Source organism: Chamaesiphon polymorphus CCALA 037, assembly GCF_003003845.1.
Taxonomy (GTDB): Bacteria; Cyanobacteriota; Cyanobacteriia; order Cyanobacteriales; family Chamaesiphonaceae; genus Chamaesiphon; species Chamaesiphon polymorphus.
The window spans coordinates 1-19,963 of the sequence record NZ_PVWO01000046.1 but is presented as its reverse complement, the minus strand read 5'-3'; the positions used below and the strand labels follow the sequence as shown (position 1 = coordinate 19,963).

The following is a 19,963-nucleotide window of genomic DNA, read 5'->3' as shown; positions in this document are numbered from 1 at the left end:
ATCCAGGTTAGGCTTTAGGCTTTAGGTTTTAGGCTTTAGGTTTTAGGTTTTAGGCTTTAGGCTTTAGGCGGTAGGCTTTAGAGCTATCCATTACCCATCCACCCATCCACCCGTCCACCCATCCACTCATCCACTCATCCACCCATCCACCCATCCACCCATCCACTTCCCACAAAAAAATTGCCAGAACCTTGCGATTCCAGCAATAAGTATATTTACCTGCAAGCAATTGCAGTCTGTCATCTCGATTTAGGCATCCGCCAAATTTAGAGATTGCCAGATTGAGCTAATTTATCCTTGAGTTCGGCTAATTTACCAGCCCAGCGAGGATCGGGCTGGAAACTGTCGGTATTGGTACTGCTAGCGTAGGTATTATTATTGTTGTTAGTCGTGCTTTTAGCACCTTCCTTGCGACCACCTTTTTTACTGCCGCCGCTACCATTACTGCGACGAGGAGTGCTAGTGCTACCAGCATTACCTTTATTGCTAAGATTTGGTTTAGGAACGGTGCTAGGCTCTCTAGGCTCGGTAGAATCGCTAGATTCGCCATCTTCATCGTCTTGACCTTTGGCTTTGGGTAAAGCTTTTTCGATTTTGATCGGTAGCTCTTGGAACATGGCTCCGTTGTACTTTTCGATAATTTGGTCGGCTTGCTCGTCAGTCTCGACGGTGACAAAACCAAATCCTCGACATTTACCAGTCTTACGATCTTTGATTACTTTAACAGAGACTAAATCGCCAGCATCTGCAAAAACGGTTTGGAGTTCATCCCGTTCTACATCAGATTTTGGTAAGTTGCCCACATATAAACGAATAGACATATAAAAAATTCCTCCAGAGTGGAATCAAATTAGCTTGCTTGCAGGAGTTTCCCTGGGGGATACTCAATTTTAGGTGGAGCTAGAGCTGCCGCAGAAGTGCGATCTGTCGTTACATTCATCGCCAGTCGATCGTCTTCTAGGCGGAGCCGCTCAATGGAGAATCGAATTGCCGTAAAAGTGAAACAATTGCTAGTTGTCAGTACTGGGGATGAATCTGCCCGTGCAAAGTTTGTGTCCTAGACACTATATTTTAATGTTTTTTCCCAAATTTTGTGACACCCCTATTTAAATTATCATGTCTGGGTCTAGACGATCGCCAATTCCTCAATCTATTTGGTAAAATCTGATGCCAATTGTCGCTTTTGTAAGCCAAATGTCAAATTAAAAGGTGGGCATTGCCCACCTTCGATCGATGTTTGGATGTAGTTACCAATGACGAACTACGATTTAGATAAGTTTTAGTGTCGAGCCAACATTGGCAATCCCGGCGAGTGGGAGATCCCCAGTGGCGATCTCCTTTAGCATCCGCAGATTACACGCGTTCTTCGCTGCGAAAGCCACCTCGGAAATCGCGGTTGTCGCGATTGTTATCGCGCTCGTAACGGCTGCTTTCGTTGCGAGGGCTGCTGTCGCGACGATCGTAACGACCGCCACCGCCATCGTTGTTGCGCAGCACTGGTTTACCGCCACCGCCACCGCCACCGCCGCGACGATCGCTACCGCCACGAGGTTTGTAGCTGTTGGAAGAACGATCGCGATCGCGCTCTTGCATTTGGGGTTCTTCCATGTCCAACCAAGCTGGGCGAGTTTGGTCGTATACGAGTTGGAGTGCTGCTGCGGCGACAGTATGCACGTCATATTCTTCGCTCATTTTGGCGATAATTGGCAAGAAGGATGCTACCCGTTCGCCGGAGAGAGCTTCTTGAACCTTACCTTGAATCTTCTGAACGTGAGCTGCTTCGACTTGAGCGCGAGTCGGGATCTGACAGACCGTGAGGGACTGTTTGACGCGACGTTCGATCGCTTGGAGTTTGCGACGATCGAGGGAGTGAATCAGGGAGATGGCTACGCCTTCTTTACCCGCACGACCTGTCCGACCGATGCGGTGGATGTAGTTCTCGACGCTATCGGGGAGATCGTAGTTGATGACGTGGCTGAGATGATCGACATCTAGACCGCGTGCAGCAATATCAGTGGCCACGATCCAACGTACTTTGTCGCTACGGAAGCGAGTCAGGAGGCGTTCGCGTTGGGTTTGGGTGAGATCCCCATGGTACTCATCCGCGCTGTGTCCGGCAGATTGGAGTTGGTTGGTGAGTTCTGCGGCGGCTTTACGAGTCCGCACGAAGATAATCGCCGATTCTGGCTGTTCGAGTTCGAGGATGGGTTGGAGAGCTTGAGCTTTAGTCCAGCCGCGAGGGATGAAGTAAACTTGTTGCTGAATTTTAGAAGGTGCCGCTTTAACTTGATCGACAGTGACAGTCACGGGCGATTTGAGGAAGCGGTTGACCAAGGAGCGGATGGGTGGTGCCATCGTCGCCGAGAAGAACGCTGTTTGGCGTTCGGTGGGCAATTTGCTCAAGATCAGTTCGATATCGTCGATAAAGCCCATACTGAGCATTTCATCGGCTTCATCGAGTACCAACCATTCAACTTGTCCCAAGCGCAGATGACCGCGATCGATCAAGTCGATGACGCGTCCGGGAGTGCCGACAACCGCAGCTACACCGCTTTCTAAGCGACGAATTTGCAGGTCGATGGCTTGGCCGCCGTAGACAGTCAAGATCGGCGAGCGACGCTCGTTGCCGCCCAAGAAGGTCTTCATCGCTGCCGAAACCTGCATCGCTAACTCGCGAGTAGGCGTCAGGATCAAGGCTTGAACGACCGGACGTTGCCAATCCAACCGTTCGATCATCGGGAGGGAAAATGCAGCAGTTTTACCCGTCCCAGTTTGAGATTGGCCGACAACATCTTTGCCCGCTAATAGATAGGGAATGGCTTGCTCTTGAATATTGGTGGGTTCAGTAATCCCCAGACCTTCCAGTTGTGTGACGATGCGATCGGAAAGTCCAAGGCTAGAGAAAGAAACGGTCATAATTTATTGTTGAGTGGATCGGTATGATTTTGTCTCGAAATTTTAGGAGCTAATATTTAGGAATTAATCAGTACATCAACCGGGGAAAACATCGTACCCAATATTTGAACCATTCAGTCTAGGGTTAGTGAGAATTTAGCTGCAATTCTACACTGATAAAATAAATACTAAATAGTTACAGAATGTTCGCATCGCTTGCGATCCGCAGATTCTGAGATGAATTGTTGTCGAATAATATCGGTCTTTCTACTGAATTCTAGAGGCTTCGCTCCAATCCAGAATTTGTTTCAAATTTTGGATTTAACAGTCATTTAGTTCGTATCGCTCTTTTATCATTTTAACGCCAAGCCTTGAGGCCGAGCATTGCCGGATAACCGATCGTTATTTCACTGTTTACTGGTAGACGATCTCGCCGTGGAGATCGTAATGGTCGGCTTCATGGATGATGGCAGGAACAATCGACCCAAGGCGGGCACTCCCACTAACATACACTAATCCGTCCACTTCTGGGGCAAATCTAGCAGATCTGCCGATTAACAACCCCGACTCGGGATGCTCCTGTTCGATTAGGACATCCACCGTTTTACCGACTTCGCCTTGATTGCGGCGCAGTGAGATCGGTTGTTGCATCGCCATAATTCCATCGCGTCGCTCGTCCATTATTGCTTGTGGCAATTGATGGGGCAAGGTGGCGGCTGGAGTTCCATCCTCTGCGGAGAAGGTAAACACCCCAACATGATCGAATTCGTGCCTTTGCAGGAACGCTTGGAGGTGTTGGTAGTGCTCGTCGGTTTCCCCAGGGAAGCCCACGATCAGAGTCGTCCGCATGACGGCATCAGGGAGAGCGGTTTTGAGTTGCTCGATGATGCGATCGTTTACCTGTCCTTGCCACGGGCGATTCATGGCACGGAGGATTTCGGGATGAGAATGCTGTAGGGGTAGATCTAGATATGGCAGCACGTTAGCTGTTTCTTGCATAGCCGCAATTACCTTGGGAGTCAATCCCGTCGGGTAAGCGTAGTGCATCCGAATCCAGGGAATGTCTACTTTGCCCAGGGCGCGCAGCAATTCGGCTAGCTTCGGTTCGCCATAAATATCGATCCCATAGTTGGTGGTAATTTGGGAGATCAGGATCAGTTCCTGAACTCCTTCATCTGCCAATCTTTGTGCTTCGGCCACGATCGATTCGATCGTTCTCGATCGCTGTTTGCCCCGCAGGTGCGGGATGATGCAAAAAGCGCAGGCATAATCGCAGCCTTCGGCAACGCGCAAGTAAGCGACGCCCTCAGTCGTCGTCCGATAGCGCGGTGTAAATTCGTCGGCGATATAAGTCGGTTCGGGACTGACTTCTACGACTCGTTCGCCGCTTTGACTGCGTTCGATGACATCGACAATTTTGTGATAGTCACCACTACCGACGACAGCTACCGCTTCGGGAATTTCGGCTAGTAATTCAGCTTGGAAATGCTGCGCCATGCAGCCAGTGATGACAATTTTCTTATCGGCTTCGGCAAGTTCTACCAAAGTACGGATCGATTCTGCTCTAGCAGCATCGATGAAGCTACAAGTATTGACGATGACATAATCTGCTGCGGTTTCGTCAGCATCTACTTCATAGCCCGCCCCTACGAGCAAACCCAGCATGTGTTCGCTATCAATACGGTTTTTTTCGCAACCTAAATGAGATATTGCAATGGTCGGCTTGTTGCCCATGTAGTCTTGAGTTATTTGTCTCCAGCAGTAACGTGGTGGTTTTTTCAGTTACTAGCTCAAACTTGCATTTGGTTTCACTCCGCCCAAATTTAACCTGATAACTGTCTTAAAATCCTCGCTCTATATCTTATCACAATGTTGCGAAATGTAAAATGATAAATAATGCCCGATAGTTAGCAACTAGCAGTCTACAGTGTAAATCTTATTAATTAGGCGGGAAGCGGGGCGCGGAGTGCGGCGAGACTATTCTCGATAAATGGTAGCCTAATTTTCGCCGTCTAGTCCTAGTGACTACTAACTCCAGACAGTTAGGCTACTCATGCCCAATTTGTGGATAATATATAGATGAAGATGGAGTCTGGCAGTTTGGTCATACCCAAGCTTGAGTTGGTGCGGTAATCGCCAGCGGCCTAATTTAAACGCAAACCGTGAATTTAAAGCAAATTTTTAACACCACTCAGCCGATTATTGGCGTAGTACACCTGCTGCCCCTGCCGACCTCCGCGCGCTGGGGTGGCAGCCTCAATGCCATTATCGATCGAGCCGAGCAAGAGGCTGTCGCACTAGTTTCTGGCGGTGTCGATGGCATTATCGTCGAGAACTTTTTTGATGCGCCGTTTCCCAAAAGTCGCGTCGATCCGGCGGTAGTCAGCGCAATGACAACGGTGGTGTCGCGGTTGATGCAACTAGTATCAGCACCGATCGGGATCAATGTCTTGCGCAATGATAGCCTTAGTGCCATGGCGATCGCCAGTTGTACGGGAGCGGCATTTATTCGAGTCAATGTGCTCTCGGGAGTAATGGCAACGGATCAAGGCTTAATCGAAGGCTGCGCTTACGAACTACTCCGCTATCGCCGCGAGTTGGGTACAAATGTCAAAATCCTGGCAGATGTCCTCGTCAAACACGCACAGCCCCTCAGTTGTAGCGATCTGACAACAGCAGTGGGCGACACGATCGATCGCGGACTAGCCGATGCCATCATTCTCTCAGGCTTGGCAACTGGCAAGCCGCCTAGCCTCGAAGATCTCCAAATTGCCAAAGCTGCTGCTGGCGACGTTCCTATTCTTGTCGGTAGTGGTGCAGATTGCAATAATATTAATAGCCTGATGCAATTTGCCGATGGGGCGATCGTATCGAGTTCGCTCAAACGTCAAGGCAAAATCGAGAACTCAATCGACCCAATTCGCGTCAGTCAATTTGTCGAAGCAATGCGTCAGGATCTAACCAGTCAATCCGTGCGCCGTGCGATCGACTCGATGAAAATTCACTCCTAGTGGATAGTGGATAGTAGATAGTGAATAGTTGGTGTTAATAGTAGCTACCTTTGACCACTGCTCACAAATAACTAACCACTCTATCCACTAATCACTATTCACTATCCACTACATACAATGAAACGTCGTCAAGTTCCCTGGATCTATCAATACTCGCGACTGCTAATTGGATCGATCGCAATTTTAGGTATTTGCGTTACCGCCTATCTGACATGGGTAAAACTCAGTAACAACGGTGCGTGTGGTACTGAAGGCTGTCAGATCGTGCTAGCTAGCCCCTTTGCCAATGTGGGTAATTTCCCACTGACTGGCTTGGGCTTAATTAGTTATATTGTCGTAGCCGTGATGGCATTTGCACCCACACTTATCGATCCCAAAAGTAATAAAGCGGCTCACAATAAACTTAACAACCTCACTTGGTTGGGACTATTTCTTGCTAGTGTCGGGATGGCTGTATTTAGCGGCTATCTGATGTATCTGTTAGCTTTTGTGATTAAAGCCGCGTGTGTGTTTTGTATAGCTTCGGCAATTTTTACGTTTGCAATTTTGGGATTGACTATTTTCGGTCGAGATTGGGACGATATCGGTCAACTGGTGTTTTCAGGAACCGCAGCAGGTTTAGCGGCGATCGTCGTCTCATTGATACTTTACAATACGGCAGTCGGTGGCGAACTCAAATCGCTCGCACCGACTACGGCTCCGGAACCGGGGATCGGTTGGGAAATTAAATCGACATCAGGGCCTGCGGAGATCGAGCTAGCCAAACATCTTACTAGCACGGGTGCGAAAATGTATAGTGCTTATTGGTGCCCACATTGCTACGAACAGAAACAGTTATTTGGCAAGGAAGCTTGGGAACAGGTTCCTAATATTGAATGTGCTGCCGATGCCAAAAAGAACCCTCAGCCACAAGTATGCACTCAAGCTGGTATTAAAGGATTCCCAACTTGGAGCATCAATGGGAAGCCCGATACTGGTGTGAAGAAATTGGCAAAACTTGCGGAATTAACTGGTTATAAGGGCAACACTGATTTCAAATACGATCGATTGTTCACCAGATAACCTCAATTACAAGCGGAGATTTACTGACGGATTAGATGCGCTCTCCTAAGCTAAAAGTGTGTGGATCTAGATTTGTGTCAATTAGCAACTTGTGCGATCGACACAAATAGTTTATATATTTTAATAATTGCTAAATACCACTCACTTTTACTGAATGCGTTCAAAATTGTTATTAGAATCTACTGCCGCCAAGGTAGCCAAATCTGTGGCACTCAGCCTCACGATCGGTATACTAACCGGATCGGGAGTCCGCGCTCAACCCAACCCATCAGTGCCCGAGCCATCAGTGCCAACTGTCACGCCAGCACCTAGTTTAGATGTCCCACCGAGCGGTAATAATCCTCCTAAGCCGCTCGATAACCAGAGTAAATCGATTAAAGTCGATACAGTTTCTGGAGCGGCAGAAACGGCACTAGTAGAATATTTAGCAGCCAAAAATGTTAAATTTTATGGTGCTTATTGGTGCGATCATTGTCATAAGCAAAAAGCTTTATTTGGAGCTACAGCGGCAGCAAAATTAACCTATATTGAGTGTGCCGCTGATGGCGAAAATTCCCAACGTAAGCTATGCAAACAAAATAATATTAAAATGTTTCCAACTTGGGAGATCGACGGTCGATATTATCCCGGTACTAAAGATCTCAAAGAACTTGCTAAAATGTCCGGTTATCAAGGATCGACAGATTTTAAGTATCAGAAGTAAATATCAATTTATTTGGTAAACTATATCAGAATTAATTTGGCTGACGCGCGCGATCGCGGTTGGCATTAAGATAATTGTATCGATATCACCCCGATCTACAGAAAATGAATTATTTACTCAATTTGTGGCGGTTGCCAATTTTATCATTAGTACTTTCATCTTTGATGTTAGGTGCCATGCCCGCCCAAGCAGCCAGCCAGAGCGATCTCATCGATCCGATCGTCGCTGCGGACAAGTCTATTGCCGCAGAGCAACTCATCCCCCCTCTTGCTAGCGAAACTCGCCTCGCTCAATCGGTAAAAGTAACTCCACAACTAGAAAAACAAATTCTCGAAGTAATTCGCCGCAATCCAGATGTTTTGCTCGAAGTTTTACAAAAATACGCCCTAGAGCAACAACAAAAAGAGCAAAAAGCTCAGGCTGAAGCACTCAAGCAAGCGCGGCGGAATACCAAAGCCTTAATTGGCAATTCCCCAACAACTGGCGCGAGCCAACGGCAGATCGTAATGGTAGCATTCTCGGATTTCCAATGCCCATTTTGTGCCACAGCCGATCGCAATGTCAAACAATTTATGACAAAGCATAAGGATAAAGTTACCCTAGTTTATAAGTATTTTCCGCTTACCCAAATTCATCCAGAAGCTTTACCAGCAGCTCGCGCTGCCTGGGCAGCCAACAAACAAGGTAAATTCTGGGAATATCACGATGCTTTATATGCCAATCAAGCTAAATTAGGTGAAGGTTTTTATGTAGAAACAGCTAATGCGCTCAAACTAGATCTCAAGAAATTTAATGCCGATCGTAAAATCGCCGATGATGCGATCGTCGAAGATTTCAAACTTGGACGCAAACTGGGCGTTGATGGTACCCCGACATTTATTTTGAATGGGGAAGTCGTCACTGGAGCAGCGTCGTTAGCCGATTTAGAAAAAGCTTTGGCACAAGTTACGAAAAAATAGTTTCGATCGGTGGATAGTGAATAGTGGATAGTGGATTGCAGGACGTCAGAATTAACAATGAGATATTAAACTCGTTCTTGCTGTTAAATATCGATCGACACAGCGTTTAACCATCATTCACTACTCACTATCCTCTATCCCCTATTCCATCTCTCCCACTCTTATGAACGATACCTCTCTAACTTTGATGCAACCTGCTGTCTGGCGCATTTTAGATGCAAATTTCGATCGAGCGCGGGAGGGATTGCGAATTATTGAAGAATGGTGTCGATTTGCCCTCAATCATCAGGCGATGGCAAACGAGTGCAAACAAATGCGTCAGGAATTAGGAATGTGGCATACGCCAGAAATTCGTGCGGCGCGGGATACCGCTAGAGATGTGGGTACCGCACTGAGTCATCCCCGCGAGGAGCAACGCACGGGGATCGAACAACTGCTCCAAGCAAATCTCTGCCGGGTGCAAGAAGCCTTACGGGTCATCGAAGAATATGGCAAACTCTACTCACCCAGCGTCAGTAGCGGCTCCAAACAGATGCGCTACCGAGTATATGCCCTCGAAAGCAACCTCCTCACCTATCGCCGCCGCCAATTGCTCGCTAATGCACGCTTGTATTTAGTCACATCAGCCGCCCCAGATCTACTCCTGCGCGTGGAAGCAGCTTTGCAAGGAGGGTTGACTTTAGTACAATATCGTGATAAGCAAAATAACGATATCGATCGATTGGCGATCGCCAAACAGATGTGTCAACTCTGCCATCATTATGGGGCGTTATTTATTCTTAACGATCGGGTAGATTTAGCACTAGCCGCCGATGCCGATGGCGTCCATTTGGGGCAACAAGATATCTCGATCGCGCTAGCTCGCCAAATCCTCGGCACGCAAAAAATCGTCGGCAGATCGACAACTAACCCAGAGGAAATGGAACGCGCCATCAAAGAAGGTGCAGACTATATCGGCGTCGGGCCAGTCTATGAAACACCTACCAAAGCTGGCAAAGCTGCCGCAGGACTAGAATACGTTCAACACGCCGCTAAAAATGCGACCGTACCATGGTTTGCGATCGGTGGGATCGATAATACCAATCTGGATGATGTGCTCAAAGCTGGTGCGCCTGGAGTCGCGATGGTGCGCGCGATTATGAATGCCGAAAATCCCACTCATGCAGTGCAGTTTTGTCTGGGAATGTTAAATCGAGTTCCGCAGGTAGGGGCTAGGGTTTAGGCGTTAGGCGTTAGGCTTTAGGTATTAGGTATTAGGCTTTAGGCTTTAGGTATTAGGCTTTAGGTATTAGGCTTTAGGGTTTAGAGGTTAGAAAATTCAGGAATTTTGGGGGTAATTTTATGGTTGACGATCGACAACATCACGGGGATAATTTATCGCCAACGAGTATAGAGGCCGAATTCTCAATCCCCAGCCCCCAACTCGTACCGAGCGTAGTCGAAGTATCTCCAAGACCCGATCGAGTCGAATTGCAAGTAAATGGCGAAGCTCATACCTGTTTGCCTCAGACAACTCTACCCCAACTATTAGTGCAAATGGGTCTCAATCCCAGACTTTTGGCAGTGGAATATAACGGGGAAATTTTGCATCGGCAGTTTTGGGATGAGACAGAAATTAAACCTCACGATCGATTAGAAATTGTGACGATCGTTGGTGGTGGTTAGGATGGAAATTAATCTAGCGGGGATCGAGGATCTCGACGAGATCGCCAAATTGTTCGATTGCTATCGAATTTTTTATCAGCAGCCATCAGATCTCGAAGCTGCTCGCAATTTCTTAAAACAACGTTTCGATCGAAGTGATGCTCGGATCTTTGTCGCGCGGATCGAAGGACAAACAGTGGGATTTACGCAGCTTTACCCTAGCTTTTCATCAGTTGCCATGAAACCCGTCTGGATTTTAAACGATTTATTCGTCAGTGAAGCTTACCGGAATCGGGGTGTTGCCAGATCGCTAATGGGTGCGGTAGAGAATTTTGGGCGGGAAACAGCCGCAATTCGCATTATCTTATCGACACAAGTTGCTAACACTGCCGCTCGATCTCTTTATCGTTCGTTGGGATATATTAAGAATGAAGAGTTTCATCAATATACGCTGTCTTTGTAGTCAGGAAGATAGACTTTGAATTATGAACCCTAATCCCGATCGAAATGTTCTGGGTACCGAACTTGAGATTTGTTGTACCTCACCAATGACTGGATTTTTTCGCACGGGTGTCTGTGCGACTGGCCCTCAAGATCGGGGTACGCATGTGGTGTGCGCGCGCGTTACTGCTGAATTTTTGACGTATACTAAAGCACAGGGCAACGATCTGAGCACCCCCGTTCCTGCTGCCAACTTTCCGGGTTTAAAGCCTGGGGATAAATGGTGTCTGTGTGCATCGCGGTGGAAACAAGCTCTAGATGATGGTGTCGCACCACCCGTGGATTTAGCCGCCACACATAGTAGCGCGCTGAAGTTTGTTAGTTTGGCAGATCTTCAACAACATGCAATTTCCTGATGAGTGGTAATTTACCGATTGAAGTAGCGATCGCGATTCTACCCCACGAGGGGAAGTTCCTAATGCAATTGCGGGACAATATTCCAACGATTCTTTATCCAGGTTTGTGGGGTTTGTTTGGCGGACATATCGAGCCGGATGAAACTCCCGAACTTGCTGTAGAGCGGGAAATATTGGAGGAAATCGGCTATCAAATTACCGAACCCAAAAAGTTTGGCTGTTATAGCGACGATCGCGTGATCCGACATATTTTCTACGCGCCGTTGACGGTAGAGATCGATAAATTAGTACTTGGTGAAGGTTGGGATTTAGGACTGCTCAGTCCGGTGCAAATTGAGGCGGGATTTGCCTATTCGGCGATCGCAGGTGAAGAACGTCCGCTCGGGCCAGTACACCAACAGATTATGATGGATTTTATCGAATGGTGGGGATAGCTACAATTAGTCAATCGTCAGACTATATGACAGGACGATTTATCCGAATTAATTTAACCTCGATCGAGTTAACACAGCAAGCCAAAGCTGCTCTTCATTATGCCCAAGAGAACAAAGCAGGATGGGAACAATGGATTAATCTCCATATAATTGAACAGAGCAGAGAACAGAATTAATAGTGGCAGATCTATTGTTCACAACCGAACAGGCAATAGTGGGTTTAAGATTGTGCCACAACGTCACTAGCATGTACCAATCGATTCAAATGGTGAGAATCGATGACAGAACTAAAAATCTCATCATATTGGTAGGCGAAGAGATAGAAATAGTAGTTTTTCCCAATGGCAAGTGGAGATTTGAGTTATGAAACCTGACTTCAATGTAATGACTAAATCTGAATTACGCGCTTATGTATTAGAGCATCGAGAAGATACAGAGGCTTTTGAAGCTCTAGCCGATCGTATTTATGCTAATCCCAATCCCCAATGGTATCAACCAGAAGATACCGAACAAATTGTCGATCTAATTCAAGTTTTTAAACAGAGAAACATCAATGATTAAAGCGGTGGACAGCACCCACCTTACAGCATTCTTTTTACCAAATTTTCCACCAGGATTTTGATTTCTGAACTTGTAGCTGCGTTTCCGATCGATCGCTAGAACTAACCCAGTAAGCAAAATTGGAAGGATTATCTGCATCTGGAGGATCGGGAATAAAATTATCTCTGTCGAGATCGTCGCTTATCGAAGCATCGCCTGAAAACTCGTCAACAGCAACATTTTGGCAGATTCCATCTGTAAATGGAAAAGGAACGAGAATGACATCGCCGAATTTATAAGTCATCATACACGGCATCTTCGGGATTGTCCCAGATCTTTGAAAAAGATGCTTCTGAAAGCTTGCTAGCAGCAAGTGTTAGATTCGCATCAGATCGATCGTCTCGTTGAGACAAAAAATCTATAAAATCTTCTATTTCTACAATTCGTGTTGACGAAAGTTTACGGATCTTTTCAATTAATCTTTGCTCGACTATATTTGCATTCATCTTTAACTCTCTCGATCTTTATCTTTAATTCTCCGCGTGCAAATCCCCTCTCGGGAGGGGATTTTCGGGCGATTACTCTTGGGTATAAGCATCCATTGGCAGACAAGAACAGACTAGATTCCTGTCGCCATAAGCTTGATCGATCCGGCCTACCGCTGGCCAGAACTTATAGTCCTGCAACCCAGGAACGGGGAATACCGCTTGCTCCCGACTGTAGGGACGATCCCAATTAGTATCGACTAGATCGACGATCGTGTGTGGGGCGTTTTTCAGGGCGTTATTTTGTTTATCCACATTGCCGATTTCGATTTCGCGGATTTCTTCGCGGATGGCGATCATGGCATCGCAGAACCTGTCGAGTTCGGCGAGGGATTCGCTTTCGGTTGGCTCTACCATTACCGTTCCAGCGACTGGCCAGGAGACGGTGGGGGGATGGAAACCGTAGTCGATCAGGCGTTTGGCGATGTCATCGACTTCGATGTCGGCAGTCTTTTTGAACTCCCGCAGGTCGAGGATGCACTCGTGGGCGACGAAGCCGTTGGTGCCTTTGTAGAGGACTGAGTAGTGATTTTCTAAGCGTTTGGCGATGTAGTTGGCACTGAGGATCGCAACTTCGGTGGCTAATTTCAGACCAGCTCCACCCATAAGGGCGATGTAGACCCAAGAAATCGGTAAAATGCTCGCGCTACTCCAAGGAGCGGCGGAGACGGCTCCAATGCCCTGGGTGCCGCCCATGGGGATAACTTTGTGGGTGGGGAGATAGGGGGTAAGGTGTGCCATGACACCGATCGGACCCATGCCAGGGCCGCCGCCGCCGTGGGGGATGCAGAAGGTTTTGTGGAGGTTGAGGTGACAGACATCGGCTCCAAAGTCGCCAGGGCGACACAAACCGACTTGGGCATTGAGGTTGGCTCCATCCATATAGACTTGGCCGCCGTACTCGTGAACGATCGAGCAAATTTCGACGATGCCCTCTTCAAATACGCCGTGGGTGGAGGGGTAAGTTACCATCAAGGCGGCTAATTTGTCCGCATATTTTGTGGCTTTGGCGCGGAGATCTTCGATGTCGATGTTGCCATCATTGTCGCAGGCGATCGGAACTACTTGCATCCCGGCCATGACTGCGCTGGCGGGGTTGGTGCCGTGGGCGGATTGGGGGATCAGGCAGACATTGCGATCGACATCGCCGCGTTGTTGGTGATATTCGCGGATGACGAGGAGTCCGGCATATTCGCCTTGAGATCCGGCATTGGGTTGGAGCGAGATCGAATCAAAGCCCGTAATTTCGGCCAACCAGCGTTCGAGGTCGTCAAATAACACTTGATACCCTTGTGCCTGTTCGACGGGGGCGAAGGGGTGAATTTGCCCGAATTCTGCCCAAGTTACGGGTACCATCTCGGAGGTGGCGTTGAGTTTCATGGTGCAGGAACCGAGGGGAATCATCGCTTGGGCGAGCGATAAATCTTTGGATTGCAGGCGGGTAATATACCGCAGCAATTCGGTTTCGGAGTGGTAGATATTGAAGACGGGGTGAGTTAGATACTCGGAGGTGCGGGCGAGGGTTGAAGCTTGGATGGTGGAGGGGGAGTTATTACCATCGATTTCGGAGAAGGTAAAATCGAGTGCTTTGTCTTGTGCAAAAATTCGCCATAAGTCCATCACATCGGCAGGTGTGGTGGTTTCGTCGAGGGAAATACCGACGTTATTGAGATCGATCGGTCTGAGATTAACTTTTTGGGATGTTGCCCGCTCTAAAATGTCGTTAGCCCGATCGGGTGTTTTAACTTGAAGAGTATCGAAATATGGTGCATCGCCGATCGAGTAACCTAATTTAGTTAGACCAGTGGCGAGGGTCGTAGTCAGATTGTGAATGCGGGTCGCGATCGATTTCAAACCTTCGGGGCCATGATACACCGCATACATTCCTGCCATAATTGCTAGCAGAACTTGGGCGGTACAAATATTACTGGTGGCTTTATCGCGGCGGATGTGTTGTTCGCGAGTTTGGAGTGCTAGACGCAGGGCAGTTTTACCCCGTTTATCTTTGGATACGCCGACTAACCGACCGGGGATTTGACGTTTGTAAGCATCTTTGGTGGCAAAATAGGCAGCATGTGGCCCACCGTAACCTAATGGTACGCCGAACCTTTGGGTATTGCCGACGACGATATCGGCACCAAATTCGCCGGGTGGTTTGAGTAAGGTAAGGCTGAGTAAATCGGCGGCGACGGTGACGATCGCGCCTGCTTTGTGAGCCTGTTCGATTACTTCTTGGTAGTCGTAAACAGCTCCATCGGTAGCAGGATATTGCAATAACATCCCAAATATTTGTTGGCTGAAATCGATATTTTTGTGGTCGCCAACTACGACTTCAATTCCTAAGGGAATAGCGCGAGTTCTAATCACATCGATCGTTTGCGGATGGCAAGCTTCGGATACCCAGAAAGTATTAAACTTTGTCTTCTGAATCCCATAACTCATCGACATCGCTTCAGCCGCTGCCGTACCTTCATCGAGTAATGACGCATTCGCGATCGCCATCCCCGTCAGATCCATAATTACGGTCTGATAGTTGAGTAGAGCTTCCAATCTTCCTTGCGAAATTTCTGGTTGATAGGGCGTATATTGAGTATACCAACCTGGATTTTCTAATATATTGCGTTGGATGACAGTGGGAGTGATGCAATTAGCATATCCCATGCCAATATACGAGCGAAAAACTTGATTTTTAGCAGCAATTTGTCTGAGATTATTTAATACGGTATGTTCGCTTTTTACCGTTTCAATTGCCAAAGGCTGCTGCATTTTAATCGCGGCTGGTACCGTGCGATCGATTAACTCAGCCAAACTAGCTACACCCAATACCTCCAGCATCTTGTCGAGATCTAGCGATCGCGGCCCGATATGCCGTTGAATAAACTCAGCATCTGCCCAAGGATTGGCTTCCGTCGCACTAGAGATATTCGCCGCAGTCAACCGATCTAGAGATTGGGTCATAGAAATCAAAGTAGTGAGAATACTGTATTTAAATGTAATGGATTTAGCTAGCTTTTGGTACTATGGATCGATGTTTTTGTCAACTTGTTAGTATCCTCTCTTAACGCGAGCGTCGATCTATTATGCCCCAAAGTAGACGTTTTCTTAAGCTCCTTCGACTTTAGCGCGATATTCAGCCGCTGAAAATGTGCCATCGAGTTGGTTTGCATCTTCGACTCGGACTTCTAGCAGCCAGCCAGCAGTATAAGGATCGGTACTAATTATTTCTGGTGCATCGATCGCAGCATCGTTGCGTTTGGTGACTGTACCGCTAATTGGAGCTTTGAGATCTTCGACAGCTTTGACAGATTCGATCGTGCCAAACGCACTACCTTTGACAATCGTGTCGCCAACTTCTGGTAAATCGACAAATACGATATCGCCTAATTGATCGACGGCAAAGGCACTGACGCCGACTTTGGCGGTGTCTGCGGTTAATTCTACGTATTCGTGGGAATCTGTATAACGGAAATTATCGGGATATTGTAGGCTCATATTGCTTGCTCTCGATCGACTTTAAGCTCTAGCATAGCGATTTATGGTTCGTTGGCATAGCCTCACGGTACGAGAATCGAACAGCTTGATGTCAGCAGCGGTCGATAGAGATCGCGTACTACTTGAATGTTAGTATTCTAAGAAAATCAGATATTTTGCTGAAGATGAAAAATTACCTGTTGCCAATCGCACAGTTGGGATCGATTACCTCCGGTACGCTATTGGCGATCGCTCTATTTAGCTGGATCTCGCCTGCGGTAGCTCTTTCACCAGTAGAAGTCCAACGCATTGCCAAGCAAACTACCATTGAGATCTCTGGATGCGATCTCTTTGGCTCTGGGGTAATTATTCGGAAAAATGGCAATACTTATACCGTGCTGACAGTGGCACACAATTTTCAGAAGCGTGGTTGTCAGATGGTGGCACCAGATAATACTAAATATCCGATCTCACAGGTAAAGCTGTTTCCGAATAAAGTCGATCTTGCTGTATTCACGTTCGTTAGCGATAAAAACTACCCAGTCGCCAAGCTCATCGACAATTCAGAGCGAGTCGAAGCAGGCGAAACTATCTATGTATCTGGTTTTCCGTTATCTACAGCGATCTCCCAATCTATTTTTATGTTCGTCAAAGGGGAAATGATGAGCAATAGTAGCACCATCGAGCAAGGTAATGGCTACTCGATGATTTATAGTAATAATACACTGCCAGGACACAGTGGCGGCCCCGTCTGGAACGATCGCGGTCAATTAATTGCGATCCACGGAAGGGGCGATGTCGATACCAAGCTTCAAGAGACAATCAACGACGGTGTAAGGATTAAAACTGGTAGTAATCTAGGAATTCCGGTCAATACATTTACCAAACTCGCTATAGCAGTAGGACTGAGCGAATATACCCCTGTCGTAGCAACAGCAAAACCAAAACCTGTAGACGATCTGGTTGCCAGTGCGGCGCAAAAGGAGCGTAAAGGTGACTACCGTGGCATGTTAGCCGATCTCGAACGGGCGATTAAACTCAATCCACAAAACGCTCTACTTTACTACAATCGTGGTAATGCCAAGTTTAATTTACGCAATAATCAAGGTGCGATCGAAGATTACAGCCGTGCAATTGAGATCGATCCTAACGCCACTAATTTTTACTATAAAAGAGGTTACGCTAAAGAGTGGATCGGGGATAACAAAGGAGCAGTCGCAGATTACAGCCATGCCATTGAAATCGATCCTAGTAATATTGATGCTTACTATAACCGTGGATTTATTAGGTATCAGTTAGGCGATAACCAAGGAGCCATTGCAGACTATAGTAAGATCCTCTCTCTCCCTAACGATTCAAACCCTTGGGTGTATATTAGACGCGGTAATGCTCAATATAAATTAGGAGATACCAAAGCCGCGATCGAGGATTACAATCGTGCCATTGCGATCGATCCATCATTAGCCAAATCGGAATCTGTCCGAGCAGCAATCTCGATCGATAGTTATAACAGTGCCGTCGCTCGCAATCCTAAAGATGCTAGTGCTTACTTCCGCCGCGCTCGTGCGAAAGATGAATTTAACGATAAGAAAGGAGCGATCGAGGATTATAACCAGGCAATTGCGCTCGCTCCTAATTTTGCCGAAGCATACTACCACCGCGCTAATACTAAAGAGCAACTAGGCGATATCAAGGGAGCTGTCGCGGATTTCGATCGCTCTAGCACTCTCAATCCCAAGCATACTCCCACCTACATCAGACGTGGCAGTATCAAATATCAGTTAGGGGATAAAAAAGGAGCAGTTTCTGATTGGCGTAAAGCAGCCAAAATCTATCAGCAACAGGGGCAACTAAATGACTACAAATTTATAATGAAATCGATCGAACGGGTTGGTTCTTAATATCTAGAACATTGCTACAAACAGATATACTTTGCACGGGCATAGCTTGCGCTTTTTGGTTAGAGGGTAGAGGGTAGAGGGTAGAGGGTAGGTAAGAGTGTGATTAGCTCAAATTACGACCGTGCAAAGTATAAATAAATCAAAGGATCTCGGTTCGCAGGTAGTCGATCGCTAGCAATGGCAATCCTCGTAGTGCTTGCGCGATAATAGTTGACGATCGGATATTTGGTGTGAAAATGAAAAATTACCTGTTGCCAACGGCACTATTTGGCTCGATAACCCTCGTTAGCTATATTTCACCTGCGGTAGCTTTACCGTCAGTTGAAGTGCAGCAGATCGCCAAACAATCCACCGTTCAAATTGCTAAGTGCGACATTGCTTCTGGCGCGATCGTCCAGAAGAATGCGAATATTTACACAGTGCTGACGGTAGCTCGTGCGGTAAAAAAAAGTGGTTGTGAGATCGTCGCTCCAGATGACACTAGCTACCGAGTCACAGAGGTAAAAACTTTTCCCAATAATATCGATCTCGCACTGGTTAGTTTTACTAGTAACAAGAATTATCCAGTTGCCAAACTAATTGCTAATTCCGATCGAGTCGAAGCTGGCGAGCCTATTTATGTATCTGGTTTTCTATTGTCTAGTGCCGGATCGCCAGTATTTACCTTTGTCAAAGGGGATACGATCGCGAATCCACCCAACAAACAACAGAGTCAGAGTTACTCGCTAATTTATAGTAATAATACGCTACCAGGACACAGTGGCGGCCCCGTCTGGAACGATCGCGGCGAAGTGGTGGCAATTCACGGGCAAAGAGATATCAGTACCAAGATCGATCGGAATGTCGGCGTCGAAACTGGCTACAATCTGGGGATTACAATTAATACCTTTACCAAACTCGCTACCACCGCCGGAATTAGAGGGTACGCACCCGCGACATTAGCAACTCGATCGAAACCAGTAGACGATCTGATTTTTAGTGCATTGCAAAAAGAAAGCAAAGGTGACTATCGGGGGATGTTAGCCGATCTGAATCAGGCAATCTTCCTCGATTCCCAAAATGCGCGGCTGTATTATAAACGTGGTGTTGCCAAGACGATGTTACGCAATCGCGATGCGATCGAGGATTATAACCGCGCAATTGCGCTCAAGCTGAATGACTCTAATGTTTATAATAATCGGGGCTATACTAAGTCCGATTTCGGCGACAAAAAAGGAGCGATCGAAGACTTCAATCGGTCGATTTCGCTAGATTCTACTAATGCTAGAGCCTATCACAATCGGGGCAATGCCAAAGCCGCTCTGAATAACCCCAAAAGCGCGCTGGAGGACTTCAATCGGGCGATTTCGCTAGATTCTACCTTCGCTCTCGCTTACTTGAGTCGGGGCAATCTTAAGGCGATCTTGGGCGATAATAAAGGCAAATTAGCAGACCTAAGTCGGGCGATCGAGATCGATCCTAATCATATCGAAGCGCACGAAAATCTCGGACTGGTTAAAGCCGAACTCGGAGATACCAAAGGCGCGATCGAGAGTTTCACCCGTGCGATTGCCCTCAATCCCAAAAATGCCGCTAACTATAGCAATCGCGGAATTGCCAGATCGAAAACGGCAGACGAGAAAGGCGCGATCGAGGATTTCGATCGGGCGATCGCTCTCGATGGTAGCAATGCCAAAGCTTACGCCAATCGCGGCTTAATTAAAGCTAAATTAGGCGATAAAAAAACCGCACTTCTAGACTTAAAAAAAGCCGCCAACCGATTTAAACGCCAAGGCCAAACTGCCAGCTACAATCGGATTTTGACCGAGATCCGCCGGATTGGTTCCAAGGGTAAGGGGTAATGGGTAGTGAATAGTGAATAGTGAATAGTGGATAGTGGATAGTGGATAGTGGATAGTGAATTTTTGGACGCAAGCGTCTCTCTATCTCCCCCTCCCCCAC

Annotated in this window: 21 protein-coding genes; 13 read left to right on the top strand and 8 right to left on the bottom strand. The window is 47.2% G+C overall.

Translation table 11 applies throughout. From position 1 onward, the window contains the following. Nucleotides 1-49: 49 nt before the first annotated feature. The 4 genes from C7B77_RS05870 to rimO form a co-directional block, all read right to left on the bottom strand. Entirely contained in the window at nt 50-229 is a 180-nt protein-coding gene (locus tag C7B77_RS05870) for a hypothetical protein (RefSeq protein WP_106301405.1), read from the bottom strand. Nucleotides 230-266: 37 nt separating this feature from the next. Then, complete coding sequence (locus tag C7B77_RS05865; protein WP_106301402.1) at nt 267-821, bottom strand: RNA recognition motif domain-containing protein; 555 nt, start codon at nt 819-821, stop codon at nt 267-269. 532 nt (nt 822-1,353) lie between these two features. Beyond that, nucleotides 1,354-2,916: a DEAD/DEAH box helicase gene (locus C7B77_RS05860; RefSeq protein ID WP_106301399.1), complete on the bottom strand. Its 1,563-nt coding sequence runs from the start codon at nt 2,914-2,916 to the stop codon at nt 1,354-1,356. Between the two features lie 393 nt (nt 2,917-3,309). Beyond that, complete coding sequence (gene rimO, locus C7B77_RS05855; RefSeq protein ID WP_106301396.1) at nt 3,310-4,629, bottom strand: 30S ribosomal protein S12 methylthiotransferase RimO; 1,320 nt, start codon at nt 4,627-4,629, stop codon at nt 3,310-3,312. Between the two features lie 428 nt (nt 4,630-5,057). On the opposite strand from rimO, the gene btpA reads away from it, so the two are divergent. The 11 genes from btpA (at nt 5,058) to C7B77_RS05800 (ending at nt 12,126) form a co-directional block, all read left to right on the top strand. Then, nucleotides 5,058-5,906, top strand: a complete 849-nt coding sequence (gene btpA / locus C7B77_RS05850) for a photosystem I biogenesis protein BtpA (protein ID WP_106301392.1) — start codon at nt 5,058-5,060, stop codon at nt 5,904-5,906. Nucleotides 5,907-6,023: 117 nt separating this feature from the next. Continuing rightward, complete coding sequence (locus C7B77_RS05845) at nt 6,024-6,968, top strand: vitamin K epoxide reductase family protein (RefSeq protein WP_106301389.1); 945 nt, start codon at nt 6,024-6,026, stop codon at nt 6,966-6,968. Between the two features lie 154 nt (nt 6,969-7,122). After that, the gene (locus C7B77_RS05840) at nt 7,123-7,671 is read left to right on the top strand and encodes a thioredoxin domain-containing protein (RefSeq protein WP_106301386.1); all 549 of its coding nucleotides are present in this window, start codon (nt 7,123-7,125) and stop codon (nt 7,669-7,671) included. A 104-nt stretch (nt 7,672-7,775) separates the two neighbouring features. After that, entirely contained in the window at nt 7,776-8,630 is an 855-nt protein-coding gene (locus C7B77_RS05835; RefSeq protein ID WP_106301382.1) for a DsbA family protein, read from the top strand. Nucleotides 8,631-8,793: 163 nt separating this feature from the next. Beyond that, nucleotides 8,794-9,852, top strand: a complete 1,059-nt coding sequence (locus C7B77_RS05830; protein WP_106301377.1) for a thiamine phosphate synthase — start codon at nt 8,794-8,796, stop codon at nt 9,850-9,852. Between the two features lie 248 nt (nt 9,853-10,100). Continuing rightward, a complete protein-coding gene (thiS, locus tag C7B77_RS31000; protein ID WP_281261338.1) occupies nt 10,101-10,295 on the top strand; it encodes a sulfur carrier protein ThiS in 195 nt (64 codons plus the stop codon). A 1-nt stretch (nt 10,296) separates the two neighbouring features. Further along, complete coding sequence (locus tag C7B77_RS05820) at nt 10,297-10,737, top strand: GNAT family N-acetyltransferase (RefSeq protein WP_106301370.1); 441 nt, start codon at nt 10,297-10,299, stop codon at nt 10,735-10,737. A gap of 22 nt (nt 10,738-10,759) precedes the next feature. After that, nucleotides 10,760-11,131 carry a DUF2237 family protein gene (locus C7B77_RS05815; RefSeq protein WP_106301367.1) on the top strand — a complete coding sequence of 124 codons (372 nt, stop codon included), beginning with the start codon at nt 10,760-10,762 and terminating at the stop codon, nt 11,129-11,131. Beyond that, on the top strand, nt 11,131-11,565 hold the full coding sequence (locus C7B77_RS05810; RefSeq protein WP_106301364.1) for an NUDIX hydrolase: 435 nt from the start codon (nt 11,131-11,133) through the stop codon (nt 11,563-11,565). Before C7B77_RS05815 ends, C7B77_RS05810 begins: the two co-directional genes overlap by 1 nt. A gap of 178 nt (nt 11,566-11,743) precedes the next feature. Beyond that, nucleotides 11,744-11,932 (top strand): DUF6888 family protein, encoded by a 189-nt coding sequence (locus C7B77_RS31845; protein ID WP_106301359.1) that lies wholly within the window; start codon nt 11,744-11,746, stop codon nt 11,930-11,932. Continuing rightward, on the top strand, nt 11,929-12,126 hold the full coding sequence (locus C7B77_RS05800; protein WP_106301356.1) for a DUF6887 family protein: 198 nt from the start codon (nt 11,929-11,931) through the stop codon (nt 12,124-12,126). Before C7B77_RS31845 ends, C7B77_RS05800 begins: the two co-directional genes overlap by 4 nt. 34 nt (nt 12,127-12,160) lie before the next feature. Here C7B77_RS05800 and C7B77_RS05795 read toward each other — a convergent pair whose 3' ends face one another. From C7B77_RS05795 to gcvH, 4 genes are all read right to left on the bottom strand, one after another. Then, a complete protein-coding gene (locus C7B77_RS05795; protein ID WP_146138203.1) occupies nt 12,161-12,412 on the bottom strand; it encodes a hypothetical protein in 252 nt (83 codons plus the stop codon). Further along, nucleotides 12,399-12,611, bottom strand: a complete 213-nt coding sequence (locus tag C7B77_RS05790; RefSeq protein ID WP_106301348.1) for a toxin-antitoxin system, antitoxin component, Xre family protein — start codon at nt 12,609-12,611, stop codon at nt 12,399-12,401. Before C7B77_RS05790 ends, C7B77_RS05795 begins: the two co-directional genes overlap by 14 nt. 72 nt (nt 12,612-12,683) lie before the next feature. Then, nucleotides 12,684-15,608, bottom strand: a complete 2,925-nt coding sequence (gcvP, locus tag C7B77_RS05785; RefSeq protein WP_106301344.1) for an aminomethyl-transferring glycine dehydrogenase — start codon at nt 15,606-15,608, stop codon at nt 12,684-12,686. 144 nt (nt 15,609-15,752) lie between these two features. Then, entirely contained in the window at nt 15,753-16,142 is a 390-nt protein-coding gene (gene gcvH, locus C7B77_RS05780; protein ID WP_106301341.1) for a glycine cleavage system protein GcvH, read from the bottom strand. A gap of 164 nt (nt 16,143-16,306) precedes the next feature. Here gcvH and C7B77_RS05775 point away from each other — a divergent pair, with 164 nt between their 5' ends. Both C7B77_RS05775 and C7B77_RS05770 read left to right on the top strand, forming a co-directional pair. Then, complete coding sequence (locus C7B77_RS05775; RefSeq protein WP_106301339.1) at nt 16,307-18,022, top strand: tetratricopeptide repeat-containing S1 family peptidase; 1,716 nt, start codon at nt 16,307-16,309, stop codon at nt 18,020-18,022. 236 nt (nt 18,023-18,258) lie between these two features. Next, nucleotides 18,259-19,863, top strand: a complete 1,605-nt coding sequence (locus C7B77_RS05770) for a tetratricopeptide repeat-containing S1 family peptidase (RefSeq protein WP_106301336.1) — start codon at nt 18,259-18,261, stop codon at nt 19,861-19,863. The last annotated feature ends 100 nt before the right edge of the window (nt 19,864-19,963 follow it).